Origin of the sequence: Streptomyces yaizuensis (genome assembly GCF_034961445.1) — a bacterium.
In the GTDB taxonomy this organism is placed as follows: domain Bacteria; phylum Actinomycetota; class Actinomycetes; order Streptomycetales; family Streptomycetaceae; genus Streptomyces; species Streptomyces yaizuensis.
The window spans coordinates 380,719-395,645 of record NZ_BSBI01000003.1; the positions used below are offsets into that span (position 1 = coordinate 380,719).

General features: G+C 73.0%; 15 protein-coding genes. 8 read left to right on the top strand and 7 right to left on the bottom strand.

Annotation, left to right across the window (positions count from 1 at the left end; genetic code table 11):
• Window positions 1-173: 173 nt before the first annotated feature.
• On the top strand, window positions 174-593 hold the full coding sequence (sodX, locus tag SYYSPA8_RS09975) for a nickel-type superoxide dismutase maturation protease (RefSeq protein WP_323446665.1): 420 nt from the start codon (window positions 174-176) through the stop codon (window positions 591-593).
• Here sodX and SYYSPA8_RS09980 read toward each other — a convergent pair.
• Window positions 497-1,126, bottom strand: a complete 630-nt coding sequence (locus SYYSPA8_RS09980) for a CGNR zinc finger domain-containing protein (RefSeq protein WP_323446666.1) — start codon at window positions 1,124-1,126, stop codon at window positions 497-499. The two genes, sodX and SYYSPA8_RS09980, sit on opposite strands and share 97 nt — an antisense overlap.
• A gap of 90 nt (window positions 1,127-1,216) precedes the next feature.
• On the opposite strand from SYYSPA8_RS09980, the gene SYYSPA8_RS09985 reads away from it, so the two are divergent.
• Entirely contained in the window at window positions 1,217-1,978 is a 762-nt protein-coding gene (locus SYYSPA8_RS09985; RefSeq protein WP_323446667.1) for a class I SAM-dependent methyltransferase, read from the top strand.
• 97 nt (window positions 1,979-2,075) lie between these two features.
• Here SYYSPA8_RS09985 and SYYSPA8_RS09990 read toward each other — a convergent pair whose 3' ends face one another.
• The 3 genes from SYYSPA8_RS09990 to SYYSPA8_RS10000 all read right to left on the bottom strand — a co-directional run bounded on the left by SYYSPA8_RS09990 (window position 2,076) and on the right by SYYSPA8_RS10000 (window position 4,874).
• Entirely contained in the window at window positions 2,076-2,843 is a 768-nt protein-coding gene (locus tag SYYSPA8_RS09990; RefSeq protein ID WP_323446668.1) for an amino acid ABC transporter ATP-binding protein, read from the bottom strand.
• Window positions 2,840-3,781, bottom strand: a complete 942-nt coding sequence (locus SYYSPA8_RS09995; protein WP_323446669.1) for an amino acid ABC transporter permease — start codon at window positions 3,779-3,781, stop codon at window positions 2,840-2,842. The genes SYYSPA8_RS09990 and SYYSPA8_RS09995 overlap by 4 nt, the downstream gene beginning before the upstream one ends.
• 97 nt (window positions 3,782-3,878) lie before the next feature.
• The gene (locus tag SYYSPA8_RS10000) at window positions 3,879-4,874 is read right to left on the bottom strand and encodes an ABC transporter substrate-binding protein (RefSeq protein WP_323446670.1); all 996 of its coding nucleotides are present in this window, start codon (window positions 4,872-4,874) and stop codon (window positions 3,879-3,881) included.
• A 535-nt stretch (window positions 4,875-5,409) separates the two neighbouring features.
• Between SYYSPA8_RS10000 and SYYSPA8_RS10005 the strand changes: the two genes are divergently transcribed.
• Together SYYSPA8_RS10005 and SYYSPA8_RS10010 are read left to right on the top strand one after the other, a co-directional pair.
• Window positions 5,410-6,639: an NAD(P)-dependent malic enzyme gene (locus tag SYYSPA8_RS10005; RefSeq protein WP_323446671.1), complete on the top strand. Its 1,230-nt coding sequence runs from the start codon at window positions 5,410-5,412 to the stop codon at window positions 6,637-6,639.
• Window positions 6,640-6,872: 233 nt separating this feature from the next.
• On the top strand, window positions 6,873-7,835 hold the full coding sequence (locus tag SYYSPA8_RS10010; RefSeq protein ID WP_323446672.1) for a zinc-binding dehydrogenase: 963 nt from the start codon (window positions 6,873-6,875) through the stop codon (window positions 7,833-7,835).
• A gap of 119 nt (window positions 7,836-7,954) precedes the next feature.
• On the opposite strand, the gene SYYSPA8_RS10015 is transcribed toward SYYSPA8_RS10010, so the two are convergent.
• Both SYYSPA8_RS10015 and SYYSPA8_RS10020 read right to left on the bottom strand, forming a co-directional pair.
• Window positions 7,955-8,953: a helix-turn-helix transcriptional regulator gene (locus tag SYYSPA8_RS10015; RefSeq protein ID WP_323446673.1), complete on the bottom strand. Its 999-nt coding sequence runs from the start codon at window positions 8,951-8,953 to the stop codon at window positions 7,955-7,957.
• Between the two features lies 1 nt (window position 8,954).
• Window positions 8,955-9,926 (bottom strand): DUF4097 family beta strand repeat-containing protein, encoded by a 972-nt coding sequence (locus SYYSPA8_RS10020; protein ID WP_323446674.1) that lies wholly within the window; start codon window positions 9,924-9,926, stop codon window positions 8,955-8,957.
• A gap of 117 nt (window positions 9,927-10,043) precedes the next feature.
• On the opposite strand from SYYSPA8_RS10020, the gene SYYSPA8_RS10025 reads away from it, so the two are divergent.
• On the top strand, window positions 10,044-10,925 hold the full coding sequence (locus SYYSPA8_RS10025; protein ID WP_407705955.1) for a hypothetical protein: 882 nt from the start codon (window positions 10,044-10,046) through the stop codon (window positions 10,923-10,925).
• Between the two features lie 44 nt (window positions 10,926-10,969).
• On the opposite strand, the gene SYYSPA8_RS10030 is transcribed toward SYYSPA8_RS10025, so the two are convergent.
• A complete protein-coding gene (locus SYYSPA8_RS10030; RefSeq protein ID WP_323446675.1) occupies window positions 10,970-11,152 on the bottom strand; it encodes a DUF6104 family protein in 183 nt (60 codons plus the stop codon).
• Window positions 11,153-11,326: 174 nt separating this feature from the next.
• Here SYYSPA8_RS10030 and SYYSPA8_RS10035 point away from each other — a divergent pair, with 174 nt between their 5' ends.
• From SYYSPA8_RS10035 to SYYSPA8_RS10045, 3 genes are all read left to right on the top strand, one after another.
• Window positions 11,327-11,710, top strand: a complete 384-nt coding sequence (locus SYYSPA8_RS10035) for a CU044_2847 family protein (protein WP_323446676.1) — start codon at window positions 11,327-11,329, stop codon at window positions 11,708-11,710.
• Entirely contained in the window at window positions 11,707-13,710 is a 2,004-nt protein-coding gene (locus tag SYYSPA8_RS10040) for a VMAP-C domain-containing protein (protein WP_323446677.1), read from the top strand. The genes SYYSPA8_RS10035 and SYYSPA8_RS10040 overlap by 4 nt, the downstream gene beginning before the upstream one ends.
• 129 nt (window positions 13,711-13,839) lie before the next feature.
• Window positions 13,840-14,862: an AAA family ATPase gene (locus tag SYYSPA8_RS10045; RefSeq protein WP_323446678.1), complete on the top strand. Its 1,023-nt coding sequence runs from the start codon at window positions 13,840-13,842 to the stop codon at window positions 14,860-14,862.
• Window positions 14,863-14,927 lie beyond the last annotated feature (65 nt).

The window sequence follows — 14,927 nt, forward strand, 5'->3', positions numbered from 1 at the left end:
GGAGTCCTCCTCGTGATCGTCTTCTCAGGTGGGACATTACTCCGTGAGAGGACCGATTTCGCGAGGGGCCCCGGATGCTTGGGCCGAAAGTCCGAGACCCGTATGGGACCCGGGGCGGAGCCGCGCGGACCGGGCCCGCATAGGCTGGGACCCGCTGTGACCGGGAGGCGGAGATGAACGAGGAGGGGGCCGGGCCCGTGGCCCCGTTCGGCGTGGCCGAGGTGACCGGCCCGTCGATGTACCCCACGCTCCACCACGGCGACCGGCTGCTGGTGCACTACGGCGCCCCGGTGAAGCCGGGCGATGTGGCCGTGCTGCGCCATCCGCTCCAGCAGGACCTGCTCGTCGTCAAGCGGCTCGTGGAGCGGCGCGAGGGCGGCTGGTGGGTGCTCGGGGACAACCCGGCGGCCGAGGGGGACAGCCGCGTCTTCGGCGTGGTCCCCCCGGAGCTGCTGCTGGGCCGGGTCCGGGGCCGCTACCGGCCGCGCGATCCGGATCAGCGCTCCTGGCCCGCGCTCGCCTCCTGGCTGTTCTCGGCGGTCAGGCCGGTGCTCTCGGCCCGCTCGGCGGCCTGGCGCTTGCGCGCCCGGTAGGCGGCGACGTTGGCGCGGGTGGCGCACCGGTCCGAGCAGTAGCGCCGGGAGCGGTTGGTGGAGGTGTCCAGATAGGCGTTGCGGCAGGGCTGCGCCTGGCAGAGGCCGAGCCGGTCCACCCCGTACTCCGTCAGATGGAAGGCCAGCCCCATGGCCGCGATGGCCGCGTACCCCGCCGTCGCGTTCGACGGGTGGTCGGCCAGGTGCATGTGCCAGTCGGGGCGGCCGTCCTCGTCGCGCTGGTCGTGGCCGGAGATCTGCGGGCTGACGGGGAACTCCAGCAGCAGCGAGTTGAGCAGGTCGACGGCGCCCTCCTCGTCCCCGGAGTCGGCGGCGGCGAAGACCGCGCGCAGTCTGCCCCGTACCGCGCGGAACCGGGTGACGTCCGCGTCGGTGGCCCGGCGCGCGGCCTGCATGGACGGGCCGAAGAGCCCCCGGACCGCGTCGACGGAGGTCAGGGAGTCCTTGTTGCGCGCCGGCTCCTCGGTGTTGACCAGCCGCACCGCGTAGTCCGAGTAATAGACCAGTTCCACTTGTAGTCCTTACCGACAGCGTCTAGAGTTCCGACAGGGGCGAGTAATAGGCGTTCTCCAGTACAGGGTATTACGAATGGAGGGGTTCCGGTGACGGAAACCGCGCAGGGGACGGACTGGCGGGCCTGGCAGGAGAGCTGGGACCGGCAGCAGGAGTGGTACATGCCGGACCGCGAGGAGCGCTTCGCGGTCATGCTCGACATGGTCGAGGCGACCGTCGGCCCCGCGCCCCGGGTCCTGGACCTCGCCTGCGGTACGGGAAGTATCACCGACCGGCTGCTGCGCCGCTTCCCCGACGCGGTCAGCACCGGGGTCGACCTCGATCCCGCGCTGCTCGCCATCGCCCGGGGCACCTTCGCGGGGGACGAGCGCGTCACCCTGGTCACGGCCGACCTCACCGACCCCGCCTGGGTGGACGCCCTGCCGCACCGGCAGTACGACGCCGTCCTCACCGCCACCGCGCTGCACTGGCTCTTCGCCGGGCCGCTCGCCACCCTCTACCGGCAGCTCGCCGGGGTGGTCCGGGAGGGCGGGGTGTTCGCGAACGCCGACCACATGATCGACCTGTCCACCCCGCGGATCAACGCGGCCGAGCGCGCCCACCGGCACGCGCGGCAGGACCGGGCCAAGGAGGCCGGCGCGCTGGACTGGGCCCAGTGGTGGGCGCTCGCCGCGCGGGACCCGGCGCTGGCGGAGCCGACGGCCCGCCGGTTCGAGATCTACGGCGAGCACGCGGACGGGGAGATGCCCTCGGCGCAGTGGCACGTCCAGACCCTGCGGACGGCCGGTTTCGCCGAGGCCCGCACGGTCTGGGCGTCGCCCACCGACACCATGGTCCTCGCACTGCGTTGAGCCGGAGCCGGATCCGGCTCCGGCTCCGGAGCCGGAGACGCGGAAGGGCGGTACGGGAGACCCGTACCGCCCTTCGCCCTGCCGTGCCGCGGTCCCGTCAGAGGACCTTCGACAGGAACGACTTCGTCCGCTCGTGCCGCGGGTTGGTCAGGACTTCGCGCGGATGCCCGGACTCGACCACCACGCCGTTGTCCATGAAGACCAGCGCGTCACCCACCTCGCGGGCGAAGCCCATCTCGTGCGTGACGACGACCATCGTCATCCCGTCCTCGGCGAGTCCGCGCATCACGTCGAGGACATCGCCCACCAGCTCGGGGTCGAGCGCCGAGGTCGGCTCGTCGAAGAGCATCAGCTTCGGCTCCATCGCCAGGGCGCGGGCGATCGCCACCCGCTGCTGCTGGCCGCCGGAGAGCTGCGAGGGGTAGTTGCCCGCCTTGTCGGCGAGGCCGACGCGGTCCAGCAACTGGAGCGCGCGGGCGCGGGCGGTGGCCCGGGACTCGCCCTTGACCTGGACCGGCGCCTCCATCACGTTCTCCACCGCCGTCATGTGCGGGAAGAGGTTGAAGCGCTGGAAGACCATGCCGATGTCACGGCGCTTGAGGGCGACCTCGCTGTCCTTCAGCTCGTACAGCTTGTCGCCCTTCTGGCGGTAGCCGACCAGCTCGCCGTCGACGTAGAGCCGGCCGGCGTTGATCTTCTCCAGATGGTTGATGCAGCGCAGGAAGGTGGACTTGCCCGAGCCGGAGGGGCCGATCAGACAGAACACCTCGCGCGGCGCGACCTCCAGGTCGATCCCCTTGAGGACCTCGACGGGGCCGAAGGACTTGTGGACGCCCTCCGCCTTGACCATGGCGTGCGTGCTCATGCGGACGCTCCCTTCGGGCGGCGCACGGAGAACACCGTCGACTTGATCTTCTGGAACGGGGTCGACGGCAGGGTGCGGGAGGTGCCCCGGGCGTAGTGGCGCTCCAGGTAGTACTGGCCCACGCTCAGGACCGAGGTCATCACCAGGTACCAGGCGGCGGCCACGAAGTACATCTCGACCGGGGAGCCGGAGGTCTGGCCGATGTTCCGGGCCTGCCAGAAGAGTTCGGTGAACTGCACCGCCGCCACCAGCGAGGTCGTCTTCAGCATATTGATGACCTCGTTGCCCGTGGGCGGCACGATCACCCGCATGGCCTGCGGGATCACGATCCGGCGCAGGGTCTTGGAGTGGCTCATGCCCAGCGCGTGGGACGCCTCGGTCTGGCCCTCGTCCACGGACAGCAGACCGGCCCGGCAGATCTCCGCCATGTACGCGGCCTCGTTCAGGCCGAGGCCGAGCAGCGCCGTCAGGAACGGGGTCATGAAGTCCGACCACTCGTCCTTGTAGAAGCCGAAGTTGACGTACTCGAAGACCAGGCCGAGGTTGAACCAGACGAACAGCTGGACCAGGACCGGGGTGCCCCGGAAGAACCAGATGTAGAACCAGGCGATGGAGGAGGTGACGGGGTTCTTCGACAGCCGCATCACGGCGAGCAGGATGCCGCCCGCGATACCGATGGTCATCGACAGGACGGTCAGGACCAGGGTCTCGGCGACACCGTCGAGGATGCGCTCGTCGAAGAAGTACTCGGGGATGGCGTCCCAGTTGATCCTGCCCTGGGAGAAGGCGTACACGATCAGACCGAAGAGGGCGAACGCGACCGCGGCGGAGACGTAGCGGCCGTAGTGGCGGACCGGGACGGCCCTGATGGCCTCCGGTCCCGCCGGTGGCGGCGGGGGAGCGTCCTCCGGGTCTGTTTTTTTCAGATCGGCAGTCACAGGGAGCCTTGAGCCTTTCGTGGCGAGTGGGTGCGGGGCCGGCCGGGGACCGGCCGCGGACCGGGCCGCCGAGCGGTGGCGGCCCGGCCCGGTGGGGTCAGGAGCCGCCGTTGACCTTGGCCTCGGTCACCGCGCCCTCGGCGACACCCCACTTGTCGACGACCTTCTTGTACTCGCCGTTCGTGATGATCTCCGCCAGCGCGGCCTTGATGGCGTCCCGCAGCTGGGTGTTGTCCTTGGCGATGGCGATGCCGTACGGGGCGGCCTCCACCTGCTCGCCCACGAGCTGGAAGTCCTTGCCGCCACCGGACTTCTTAACCGTATAGGCGGCCACCGGGAAGTCGGCGGAGCCCGCGTCGGCGCCACCGGCCCGCAGCCGGGTCTGGGCCTCCAGGTCGGTGTCGAACGCCTCGATCTTGATCGAGCCCTTGTCGCCGCACTTCTTGTTCTCGGCCTTGGCCAGGTCCTCGGAGACCGTGCCGCGCTGGACGGCGATCTTCTTGCCGCAGAGGTCGCTCCAGGACTTGATGCCCTGGTCGTCGCCCTTCTTGGTGTAGATCGAGACGCCGGCGGTGAAGTAGTCGACGAAGTCGACGCCCTCGCCGACCTTCTTGCCGGTCTCGGAGTCGATGCCGTTCTGGCGGTCCCGGGTGTCGGTCATGGCCGACATGGCGATGTCGTACCGCTTGGAGCGCAGCCCCGTGATGAGGGTGTCGAAGGTGCCGTTCTCGAACTCGAACGTCACCCCCAGCTCCTTGCCCAGGGCGGCGGCGATATCGGGGTCGATACCGACCGTCTTGCCCGAATCATCCTTGAATTCCACCGGCGGGTAGGCAATGTCCGAACCCACCCGGACGACGCCCTTGTCGCGAATGTTCTGCGGCAGCATGGCGTTGAGCTTGTTGCCGGTACCGGCGGAGGCCGAGGCGTCGGTGGTGTTCCCGCCGCCCGAACTCTTCTTCTCGGTCTGGTCACCGCAGCCGGTCAGCAGCAGGGTGCCGGCGACCGCGATGGCGCCGACCGCGGCCAGCCGGAAGGTCACCGGCTTCCGGGTCCCCGGTGCGGTCGTCCGGCGCGTGGTGCGTGCGGTCATGTTGGATGTCCTCCGGCGTGTCAGGGAGCTGCCATTTCCTGGTCGTATCCCGATCGCGTCCTCGTCGTCGAGGGCTGCGACCTTGAGTGTTTTCGGCATCTTGCCATTCGGGCTAGCCCATTTAGGGGCCCAAGCATGTCAAAATCGGGTAACGGGACACCCCCGCCCACCGCGTGCCCGGCCGACCGGAGCCGGACCTTTCGCGGGAATACACCCATCCGGCCGGAAGTTCTTCGGTGTACGGCCGGTCGCGAGCCAGAAAGAAGGTGCGTAGCTCCCTTGTCCGGAAATCGGAGACCAGTCGTCACAGCACCGGATATCGGACTCGTCCTCGGCGGCTCGTTCGGGTAAGAAGGACCCTTACACCCCTCACCTGGGGCTCAGGGCACGTGTGCGGCGTGCCCCGCGTGGCCGTATCAACCCCCCTGTCAGGCGGCTCAACCGCGACAGCGGGGCACGGACACGGTGCCCGCCCACCCCTCCTCAACCAGGAGCGGCAACCCTCGACCATGAATGACTAAGGGGTCATACACAGATGGCAGCGGAGATCGTCAATCCCCCCAGCGGCAGCAGCGCCGCCGACGGCCCGGAGAGCGCCGAGAGCGCCCCGGAGCCCTTCGATCCGGCCTTCGCGCTCCACCGGGGCGGCAAGATGGCCGTCCAGGCCACCGTCCCCGTGCGGAACCGGGACGATCTGTCCCTCGCGTACACGCCCGGTGTCGCCAAGGTGTGCAGCGCCATCGCCGAGCAGCCCGAGCTGGTCCATGACTACACCTGGAAGTCGCAGGTGGTCGCCGTCGTGACCGACGGCACCGCCGTGCTCGGCCTCGGTGACATCGGACCGGAGGCGTCCCTTCCGGTGATGGAGGGCAAGGCGATCCTCTTCAAGCAGTTCGGCGGCGTCGACGCCGTCCCGATCGCCCTGGCCACCACCGACACCGACGAGATCGTGGAGACCGTCGTCCGGCTCGGCCCGTCCTTCGGTGGGGTGAACCTGGAGGACATCTCGGCGCCGCGCTGCTTCGAGATCGAGCGCCGGCTCCAGGAGCGGCTGGACATCCCGGTCTTCCACGACGACCAGCACGGCACGGCGGTGGTCACCCTCGCCGCGCTGCGGAACGCGGCGAAGCTGACCGGACGCGAGCTGGGCGACCTGCGCGCGGTCATCTCGGGCGCGGGCGCGGCCGGTGTGGCCATCGCGAAGTTCCTGCTCGCCGCGGGGCTGGGCGATGTGGCGGTCGCCGACCGCAAGGGCATCGTCAGCCGGGACCGCGAGGACCTGAACCCGGTCAAGCGCGAGCTGGCCGAGCTGACCAACAGGGCCGGGCTCGCCGGCTCGCTGGAGTCCGCGCTCGCGGGCGCCGACGTGTTCATCGGGGTCTCGGGCGGCACCGTGGCGGAGGCCGCCGTCGCGTCGATGGCGCCGGGCGCCTTCGTCTTCGCGATGGCCAACCCGAACCCGGAGATCCACCCCGATGTCGCGCACAAGTACGCGGCCGTGGTGGCGACCGGCCGCAGCGACTTCCCCAACCAGATCAACAACGTGCTGGCCTTCCCCGGCATCTTCGCGGGCGCGCTCCAGGTGCGGGCCGCCCGGATCACCGAGGGCATGAAGATCGCCGCGGCCAACGCGCTGGCGGACGTGATCGGTGACGAGCTGGGCGCCGACCACGTCATCCCCTCGCCGTTCGACGAGCGGGTCGCCCCGGCGGTGACGGCCGCCGTGGCCGCCGCCGCCCGTGCGGAGGGCGTGGCCCGGCGCTAGTACCGGAGTCACGCGTACGCGTACGAGAGCGGGTCCCGTCGTGCGGCGGGGCCCGCTCCCGTCGGTACGGGCAGTACGGGTGTACGGGTACGGGGTCGCGCGCGCACGGGATACCGGTGAGCGATCCGGGTGGGCGGCGCGGGTGAGCGGTCCGGGTGAGTGGCGCGGGTGAGCGGCGTGGGTCACATCCCGGCGTCGTTCCGTCACGGCGCGCTCCGGCCTAGGGTCGGGCCATGTTCGCCGCCTACGCCGCCCGTATCGACCGTGACGATCCCCTCAAGGGGCTGGAACTGGGGGAGCGCCCGGCCCCCGTGGACCGGCCCGGCTGGACCACCGTGACCGTCCGGGCCGCCTCCCTCAACCACCACGACCTCTGGTCCCTGCGCGGGGTCGGTCTCCCCGAGGAGCGGCTGCCGATGATCCTCGGCTGCGACGCCGCCGGGATCGACGCCGACGGCCGCGAGGTGGTCCTCCACTCCGTCATCGGCCAGAGCGGCCACGGCGTCGGCCCCGACGAGCCCCGCTCCATCCTCACCGAGCGCTACCAGGGCACCTTCGCCGAGCAGGTCTCCGTACCCGCGTGGAACGTCCTGCCCAAGCCGCCGGAGCTGAGCTTCGAGGAGGCCGCCTGCCTCCCCACGGCCTGGCTCACCGCGTACCGGATGCTCTTCACCAACGCCGGGGTGCGCCCCGGGGACTCGGTGCTGGTCCAGGGCGCGGGCGGGGGAGTGGCCAGTGCCGCGATCGTGCTGGGGCGGGCCGCCGGGCTGCGGATGTACGCGACCAGCAGGGACGGAGCCAAGCGGGCGCGGGCGGTGGAGCTGGGGGCGCTGGACGCCTTCGCGCCCGGGGAGCGGCTGCCGCACCGGGTGGACGCGGTGATCGAGACCGTGGGGGCGGCCACCTGGTCCCACTCCGTCACGTCGCTGCGGCCGGGCGGGACCCTGGTGATCTCGGGCGCGACCAGCGGGGACCGGCCCTCCCATGCCGAGCTGACCCGGATCTTCTTCCTGGAGCTGCGGGTGGTGGGCTCCACCATGGGCTCCCGGGACGAGCTGGAGGACCTGCTGGCCTTCTGCGCCACGACCGGGGTACGGCCGGTGATCGACGAGGTGCTGCCGCTGGAGCGGGCCCGGGACGGGTTCGCCCGGATGGCCGACGGCGGGCTCTTCGGCAAGATCGTGCTGACGCCCTGACCACCGGGTGCGCCCCGACTGCCCCTGCCCGTGCCCCTGCCCCTGCGCCCGGCGCCGGAGAGCCGGCACCGGGCGCAGGGGACAAGGGGGTACGGGGGGTACGGGGGCGGCGGTCCGGGTCAGTCCTTCGCTTCGCCCCGCGTCCGGCCCGTGATCAGCGTCGCCGTGATGTGCGCGGCGGCCGTCGACAGATGGCGGCGGGCCTCGGTGAGCTGGGACTCGGTCACCCCGTGGTCGCGTGCCGCGTCCCGGATGTCGTCCCGGAACCGGTCCAGCAGCCGTTCCAGATCGCGGGCGGGGGCGCCGGTGGAGAAGGGCTGTCCGGGCCACTCCGGATCCGGCTCCGCCGCGCGGGATGCCCCGGGGGATGACCCGGGGGACGCCTCCGGTGCGTCGGTCCGCTCGGCCCCTTCCGGCTCCGGACGGGCCCCGCCGCGGGGCGCGGCCTGCTTGGCCAGCCCGCCGAGCAGGTTCGTCAGCTCGCCCAGCCCCTCGCGGACGCCCGTGGGCCACTCCCCCCGGGCGAAGTGGTCCTGGACCTGCTCCTGCACCTGCCGGGTGATGCGCTGCACCTCGCGGCGGGCCTTCTCCTGGGCCTCCTTGGCCTGGCGGCGGGCCTGCTGGGCGTCCTCACGGGCGCGGCGGGCCTGCTCCTGCCACTCGTGGGTGACCTTGCGCCACTCCTCGCGCTCCTCGCGCTCCCGCCCCGCCGGGTCGGCCTGGGGGCGGCCGCGGGTGGCGGACGCGGCGGCCCGCAGCTCGCTGCGGAGCTGTCCGGCGGCGCCCCGCACCTCCTCGCGGATCTCGGCGGCCAGCTCGGAGACGGACTCCCGGATCTCCACCTCCAGGGCGGCCAGTTCGCCCTCGCGCCGGGCCAGCTCCTCGCGGCCGGCGTCGGTGAGGGAGTAGACCTTGCGTCCGCCCTCGGTGGCATGGGTGACCAGGCCCTCCGCCTCCAGCTTGGCGAGGCGGGGGTAGACGGTGCCGGCGGACGGCGCGTACAGGCCGTGGAAGCGCTCCTCCAGCAGGCGGATCACCTCGTACCCGTGGCGGGGGGACTCCTCCAGGAGCTTCAGCAGATACAGGCGCAGTCGGCCGTGGGCGAAGACGGGCGGCATCTCAGAGCACCTTTCCGGTGGAGTCGGCTCCGGTGGAGTCGGCGGGGCGGGCGGGATCGGCGGGACCGGCGGAGTCGTCAGGGCCGGGGCCAGGACCGGGGCCGGGGCCGGACTCCTCGTCCTCGGGCCGGGACAGCAGGGCGACCGAGCCGGACATCGTCCAGGCCTTCAGGGTGCCGCCGCCCGCGCCGAGCCGGCCGCTGATCCTGTTCTCGCCCCAGTCATGGGTGACCCGCAGGGCGTCGAAGGCGTTGACGACCGAGCCGCCCGCCGTGTTCACATCGACCTTCGCGTCCAGGGCCCCGGGCAGCCGGATCGCCACCTCGCCCGAGACCGTGGTCAGTTTGACGTCGGTGGCGCGGGCGGCGCCGTCGGCCGGGGCGGCGAGGTCCAGCAGCAGGTCGCCGCTGACCGACTCGGCCCGCACCCGGGCGTCCGGGACCCCCTCGATCACCGTGAGATCACCCGATACGGAGTGGTAGCGCAGCCGGCCGCTCAGGGCCTGGACCTCCAGATCGCCGGAGACGGACTCGGCCCGCACCTCACCGGCCACCCCCACCAGCGTGGTGTCCCCGCTGACGCTCTGGACGCAGATCCCGCCGTCGACACCGGTGACGACCGCTTCCGCGCCCACCACCCCGATGTCCACCCGGATGTGCGCGGGCACGGTGAGCGTGACGGTGGCGGTGTGGTCGCGGGTCCCCGGGCCCAGCAGCTTCAGCCAGCGCTTCCAGGGCACGTCCCCGTAGCCGACGGACAGCGCGGAGCCGCGCCGGGTGACGGTGAGCGGCGGGCCCGCGACGGCGGAGACCTCCAGCCGTGCCGTCGGGTCGTCGCTGCCGACCACGTTCACCGTGCCCTGGACGAGCCGGACCGTCAGCGCGGTCAGCGGGGTCAGCGGTTCATCGAAGGCGAGCTTCACCGGCTCGGTGATCTCCCATGTCGACCCCTGCGTCCTTGTCGACCCTGTCATGAGTACTGCCCTCCCAGCCGGACCGGACGGAGATACGACGCAACATATCGCGTCTTCCTCGTTCGATACGATATATCGCGAGTACTCGATGTCAAGGGGCGGGAGGCGACCGGTCGCATGACCAAAAACCACCATGGCGGGGCAAACTGCCCTAGCGTGAATGCTGTGAACCCCGAGAATGCTGTGGATTCCGGAAACGCGACACCCGTGGGCGCGCTGCTGCTCTGCCGGGCCGAGCCCTCCGCCGTCCGGCCCCCGGCCCAGCTGCTGCGCGAGCGGCAGCTGCTCGCCCCGGCGGGCGACGGCTGGAGTGTGCTCGTCCCCGAGGGCAAGCCCTGGCGGGAGGGGGACGAACCGGTCGACCGGGTCCTCGGCGGCTGGGCGTCGGCCGTCTCGGTCGCCACCAACCGGCCCGCGCTCGCCCTGTGGTGGGACGGCGAGCGCTCCGGCTTCACCCTCGCCTCCGGCTTCCGCCGGCCCGTGGGGTACGTGTGGCTCACCGACGGGACCCCGGCCGGTGAGGACGAGGCCGTCCACACCTTCGCCGCCCGCCTCGGACTCGACCCCGTCCTCGATGTGCAGTCCCTGGATCCGCTCACCCGCCCCGACAGCGAGGCGGACGCGCGCGCCCGGCTGCTCGGACTCGTCGCCGTCCTGGCGCGGACCGGGCTGCGGCTGCCCCCGGGGCTCGCGCCGGGCGAGGCGGGGGAGGCGCTGCGGGCCGCCGCCCGGGGCGCCGGCGCGGAGCCCGTCGAGTGGGCGGGCTGGCGCGACGCGGTCAGGGCGGAGCTGCACGCGGTCGAGGAAGGACTCGACCACTGGCTGCGGGACCGCGAGGCCGACGGCGCCCGCGCGCTGGGCGCGGCCCAGCTCGCCGCCGGGGTGCCGGCCGTCCTGCACGGGCTGCGGCGGCGCGACGCCGGCTGGCTCACGGCCGGGGCGGTGCTCCTGCTGAACGGGGGGCTGGCGCTGCGGCCACGCACCGGGCGCGGCCGCTAGCGGACTCGCACCGGCAGGGGGTCCCGTTCAGGACGCCGGGCGCGTCACTCGTCGTCGTCCTCGTCGTCCAGCCGGGCCAGCCAGGTCGCCAGGCGCTCCACCGGGATCTCGAAGTCGGGGTTGAGGTCGACGAAGGTCCGCAGCTGCTCGGCCAGCCACTCGAAGGTGACCTCCTGCTCGCCGCGCCGCTTCTCCAGCTCCTCGATGCCTCGATCGGTGAAGTACACAACATGCTCCCGGGACGGATGGGGGACTACTCCTCTCAGCCTACGGTCCCCGTGACCGTCCCTCGCCGCCGCTCCCCGGTACGGGCGGCGGGGACGCGCCGCCCGTACCCCGTTCATCCGGCGCCCGGCTGCGGTACATACCGGGGGAGTTCTCCGTCGACGATCGGGGGGACCATGAGCGGACGTGTCCAGCGGATCGAGCTGCCCGGGGGTGCCGTCGTGCACGCCCGGCTCTCGCAGGGGAGCGGCGGCTACGGCGAGTACGCCGCCGACGACGAGGACGTGGGCTTCGTGGAGAGCGCCACCGCCCGCGTGCGGCAGCTGGAGGAGCTGATCGGCGCGGTGGGCTCGTCGGTGCTCGCCGCCGCGGCCGCCGCCGGGCCCGACGAGGCCAGTGTCTCCTTCGGGATAGAGCTGACCGCCAAGTCCGGCGCGGCGCTGGCGGTGCTCGCGGCGGGCGAGGCCCGTGCCTCCGTGCAGGTCACCCTCACCTGGCGGCGGGGAGGGCCCCCGCCCGCCGAGCGGCCCCCGGGGGACGCCGGAACCTCCCCGTCATGAGCGACGCCGACCCCGTCATCGACGCCCTCGCCCGCGCCGCCACCGTCCATCTCCTCCCCCTCCTCCCGCCGGGCTCCCCGGACCCCCCGCTCTGGGGCACCGGCTTCTTCGTCGCCCCCGGGCTCGTCCTGACCTGCGCCCATGTCCTGGCGCCGCAGCTGCGCGGCGACCGGGGGCGGATCTTCGCGGTCCGGGGCAGCGAGGTCGCCGGCGGTGAGGCGCTGCCCGCCCGGCTGGAGCGCTGGCTCCTCGACGGCGACCCCCGCCCCGAACAGCGCATCCCCGTCGCCCAGGACCTGGCCCTGGTCCGGCTGGTGGACGGCGGCCTGGAGCACGAGTGCGTCTGGCTCACCGACCGCACCGACTACGCGGGCGGCCGGGGCGTCGTCCAGGGCTACCGCCCCGAGGAGGGCGGCCGGGCCGTCCGCTGGAAGGCCACCGCCCGCATCAACGGCTTCGACGACGACCACGGGCTGCGCTTCCGCCCCGACGCCGAGTTCCCCCCGGGCGGCTCTGGATCCCCCGTCCTGGACGCCCACACCGGCGCCGTCGTCGGCGTCCTGAAGTCCCGGCGCGCGGGCCGCGACGGCGGCACCGCCGTCGCCGTCACCGCCCTGCGCCGCCTCGGCCCCGCCTACCAGCCGCTGGTCGCCGCCCACGACCGCTGGCACGGACAGTCCCCGAAGGCCACCGGCCACAACTGGATCGAGCGCCAGCAGCAGCTGCCCGGCAGCGGGGTGCACACCGGCGGCGACCAGTGGAGCCCCCGCGACCGCCGGGAGGCGCTGGGCCTGCTCGCCGCCGTACCCCCGCCGGACGGCATCCGGCCCGTCGCCGAGCTGGCCCGCAAGGCCCGCGGCGGGGTCGCCGCGCCCCCGGGGCAGCTGCTGCCGTACGCCTGGCGCGACGGCCACGGACTCCTGTACGAGGCCGGGGCGCCGGTCGCCGCCATCGCCGCCCTCCACTACCTCCAGCTGGTCGTCGCGTACGAACGGACGCGCGGCGGGGACGCGTCCGCGCTCGCCGCCTGGGTCGCCCGCCGGCTCCAGGAGGTCCCCCGGATCGTGCACACGGTGGTCACCGAGGCGAGCCTGCCGCCCGGACTCGTCCCACCCGCCCCCGGGGCCGCACCGGCCGCGTCCGTCGTCCGCTACCCCCGGCCGGGCGACGGCGCCACCGTCGTCGTCGTGGAACTCGACCCGGTTCTCGGCGCACCCGGCACCCCGGGCGCCGGCCGCTTCTACTGGCGGATACGCGTGGACGACGGCCTCGACCTCAACGAGCCCCTGCACGAGAACCAGACCGGTGAGGGCGTCCTCCCCGGCGAACTCGTCCGCCATCTGCGCGGGCCCCTCGTCGAGGTCTTCGCCACCGTGGACGCGCCCGGGGCCCCCGCCCCGCTGGAGGTCGCCCTCCCGGTCGACCACTTCGACACGGCGGTCCACCGCTGGCAGCTCACCGAGATGGCCCGGCTGCACCAACCGGCGTATGTCGGCGTACGCCGCATGGTGGTCCTGCGTGATATCGCCAGACGAGGTGAACCGGACCCCGTCCGGCTCCGCCGGTGGCGCGCCATGGAGCGCGCGGGAGCGCCCGTCGCCGTCCGCACGCCCCCGCTCCGGCAGGTCCCCCGCTCCCGCCACTTCCAGGAGATGGGCCCGTCCGCCGTGCCCGTGCTCTGCCGCCCCGTCACCACCGGACCCGGCCGCCGGGCCATCGGCATGGCCCTGGCCGCCGGGTGCGGCATCGCCCTCTGGCACACCGACGGCCACCCCGACCACGGGTGCGGCGACTTCTGCGAACGGTTCCACGACGGCGCGGCCCGCCTCCTCGAACAGACAGCCGAACCCGTCGAACTCCCCGACCGCCTCAGACGCCTCAGGGACGACATCAGCGGAACCCGCAACGGCGGCCACTGGGCCGAGTCCGCGGCCCTCCTCTACGACGATCCGGGCCGCCCGCTCCCCGCCGACGACAGCGGACCGGTGGACTCCCCATGAGGGCCCCGTGCGGGCGCCCCGGGGAGAGCCTCAAAAGATCGCCGCCGGGAGCCATGGGAGGAGACCGCCATGGGTACATAACCGGCGTTGCCCGCGACCGGTCCCCTGCCCGTCACTGAGGAGCGAGCGATGGACGACTGGCTGATCTACCGGGGCGTCGGAGCCCCGGACCTCCAGCGGATACGCGCACTGCCGCCACCCCCGCCCTGGCGCGCCTTCTCCGGGGAGCCGCTGCCCGACCCCGTACCCCCCGTCGACGCCTCCTCGCTGCGCCGCCTCGGCTCCCGGGTCGGCACCCCGCCCGCCCAGGACCCCCGCGCCCTGGAGCTGATCAACGCCGCCCTCTATCTGCGCCGCCCCCTCCTCGTCACCGGCGAACCCGGCTCCGGCAAATCCACCCTCGCCCACTCCGTCGCCTACGAACTGGGCCTCGGCCGGGTCCTCCAGTGGCCCGTCGTCAGCCGCACCGAACTGAAGGACGGCCTCTACACGTACGACGCCATCGGCCGGCTCCAGGACGCCCAGCTCGCCGAACGCGACCCCGGCACCGGCGCCCGCGAACCCGACGACATCGGCCGCTACATCCGCCTCGGGCCCCTCGGCACCGCGCTGCTCCCCACCGAACTGCCCCGGGTCCTGCTCATCGACGAACTCGACAAGAGCGACATCGACCTCCCCAACGACCTGCTGAACGTGGTCGAGGAGGGCGAATTCGCCCTGCCCGAGCTGGAGCGGACCGCCGACCGGCCCGGCCGGCAGGTCGTGCGCGTCCTCACCGACGACGGACGGCGCGTCCCCGTGCGCGGCGGCCGCATCCGCTGCCACGCCTTCCCCTTCGTCCTCATGACCAGCAACGGGGAACGCGACTTCCCCGCCCCGCTGCTGCGCCGCTGCATCCACCTCCATCTCGACCCGCCGCGCGACGAACGGCTCGCCGCCATGGTGCAGGCCCACTTCGGGACCGGGGCCGACGAGCGCAACCTCGATCTGATCGGCCGCTTCACCAGCGAGGACGGCGACGGCGAACTCCGCCCCACCGACCAGCTGCTGAACGCGATCTATCTGACGCAGCACACCGTGCGCGGCGAACCGGGGCGGCGCGAGGAGATCGCCGGACTGCTGATGCGCCCCCTCGACACCCGGCGGAGGTGAGCCGTGCCTCCGCACCGGCCCGCACCGCACCGGCCCGCCAGGCACCGGCCCGCCCCGCGCGGTAT

Bases quoted from the DNA above. Each gene is read 5' to 3' on its own strand.
- sodX (WP_323446665.1), top strand. From the start codon at position 174: ATGAACGAGGAGGGGGCCGGGCCCGTGGCCCCGTTCGGCGTGGCCGAG.
- SYYSPA8_RS09990 (WP_323446668.1), bottom strand. From the start codon at position 2,843: ATGAGCACGCACGCCATGGTCAAGGCGGAGGGCGTCCACAAGTCCTTC.
- SYYSPA8_RS10000 (WP_323446670.1), bottom strand. From the start codon at position 4,874: ATGACCGCACGCACCACGCGCCGGACGACCGCACCGGGGACCCGGAAG.
- SYYSPA8_RS10005 (WP_323446671.1), top strand. From the start codon at position 5,410: ATGGCAGCGGAGATCGTCAATCCCCCCAGCGGCAGCAGCGCCGCCGAC.
- SYYSPA8_RS10010 (WP_323446672.1), top strand. From the start codon at position 6,873: ATGTTCGCCGCCTACGCCGCCCGTATCGACCGTGACGATCCCCTCAAG.
- SYYSPA8_RS10015 (WP_323446673.1), bottom strand. From the start codon at position 8,953: ATGCCGCCCGTCTTCGCCCACGGCCGACTGCGCCTGTATCTGCTGAAG.
- SYYSPA8_RS10020 (WP_323446674.1), bottom strand. From the start codon at position 9,926: ATGACAGGGTCGACAAGGACGCAGGGGTCGACATGGGAGATCACCGAG.
- SYYSPA8_RS10025 (WP_407705955.1), top strand. From the start codon at position 10,044: ATGACCAAAAACCACCATGGCGGGGCAAACTGCCCTAGCGTGAATGCT.
- SYYSPA8_RS10035 (WP_323446676.1), top strand. From the start codon at position 11,327: ATGAGCGGACGTGTCCAGCGGATCGAGCTGCCCGGGGGTGCCGTCGTG.
- SYYSPA8_RS10040 (WP_323446677.1), top strand. From the start codon at position 11,707: ATGAGCGACGCCGACCCCGTCATCGACGCCCTCGCCCGCGCCGCCACC.
- SYYSPA8_RS10045 (WP_323446678.1), top strand. From the start codon at position 13,840: ATGGACGACTGGCTGATCTACCGGGGCGTCGGAGCCCCGGACCTCCAG.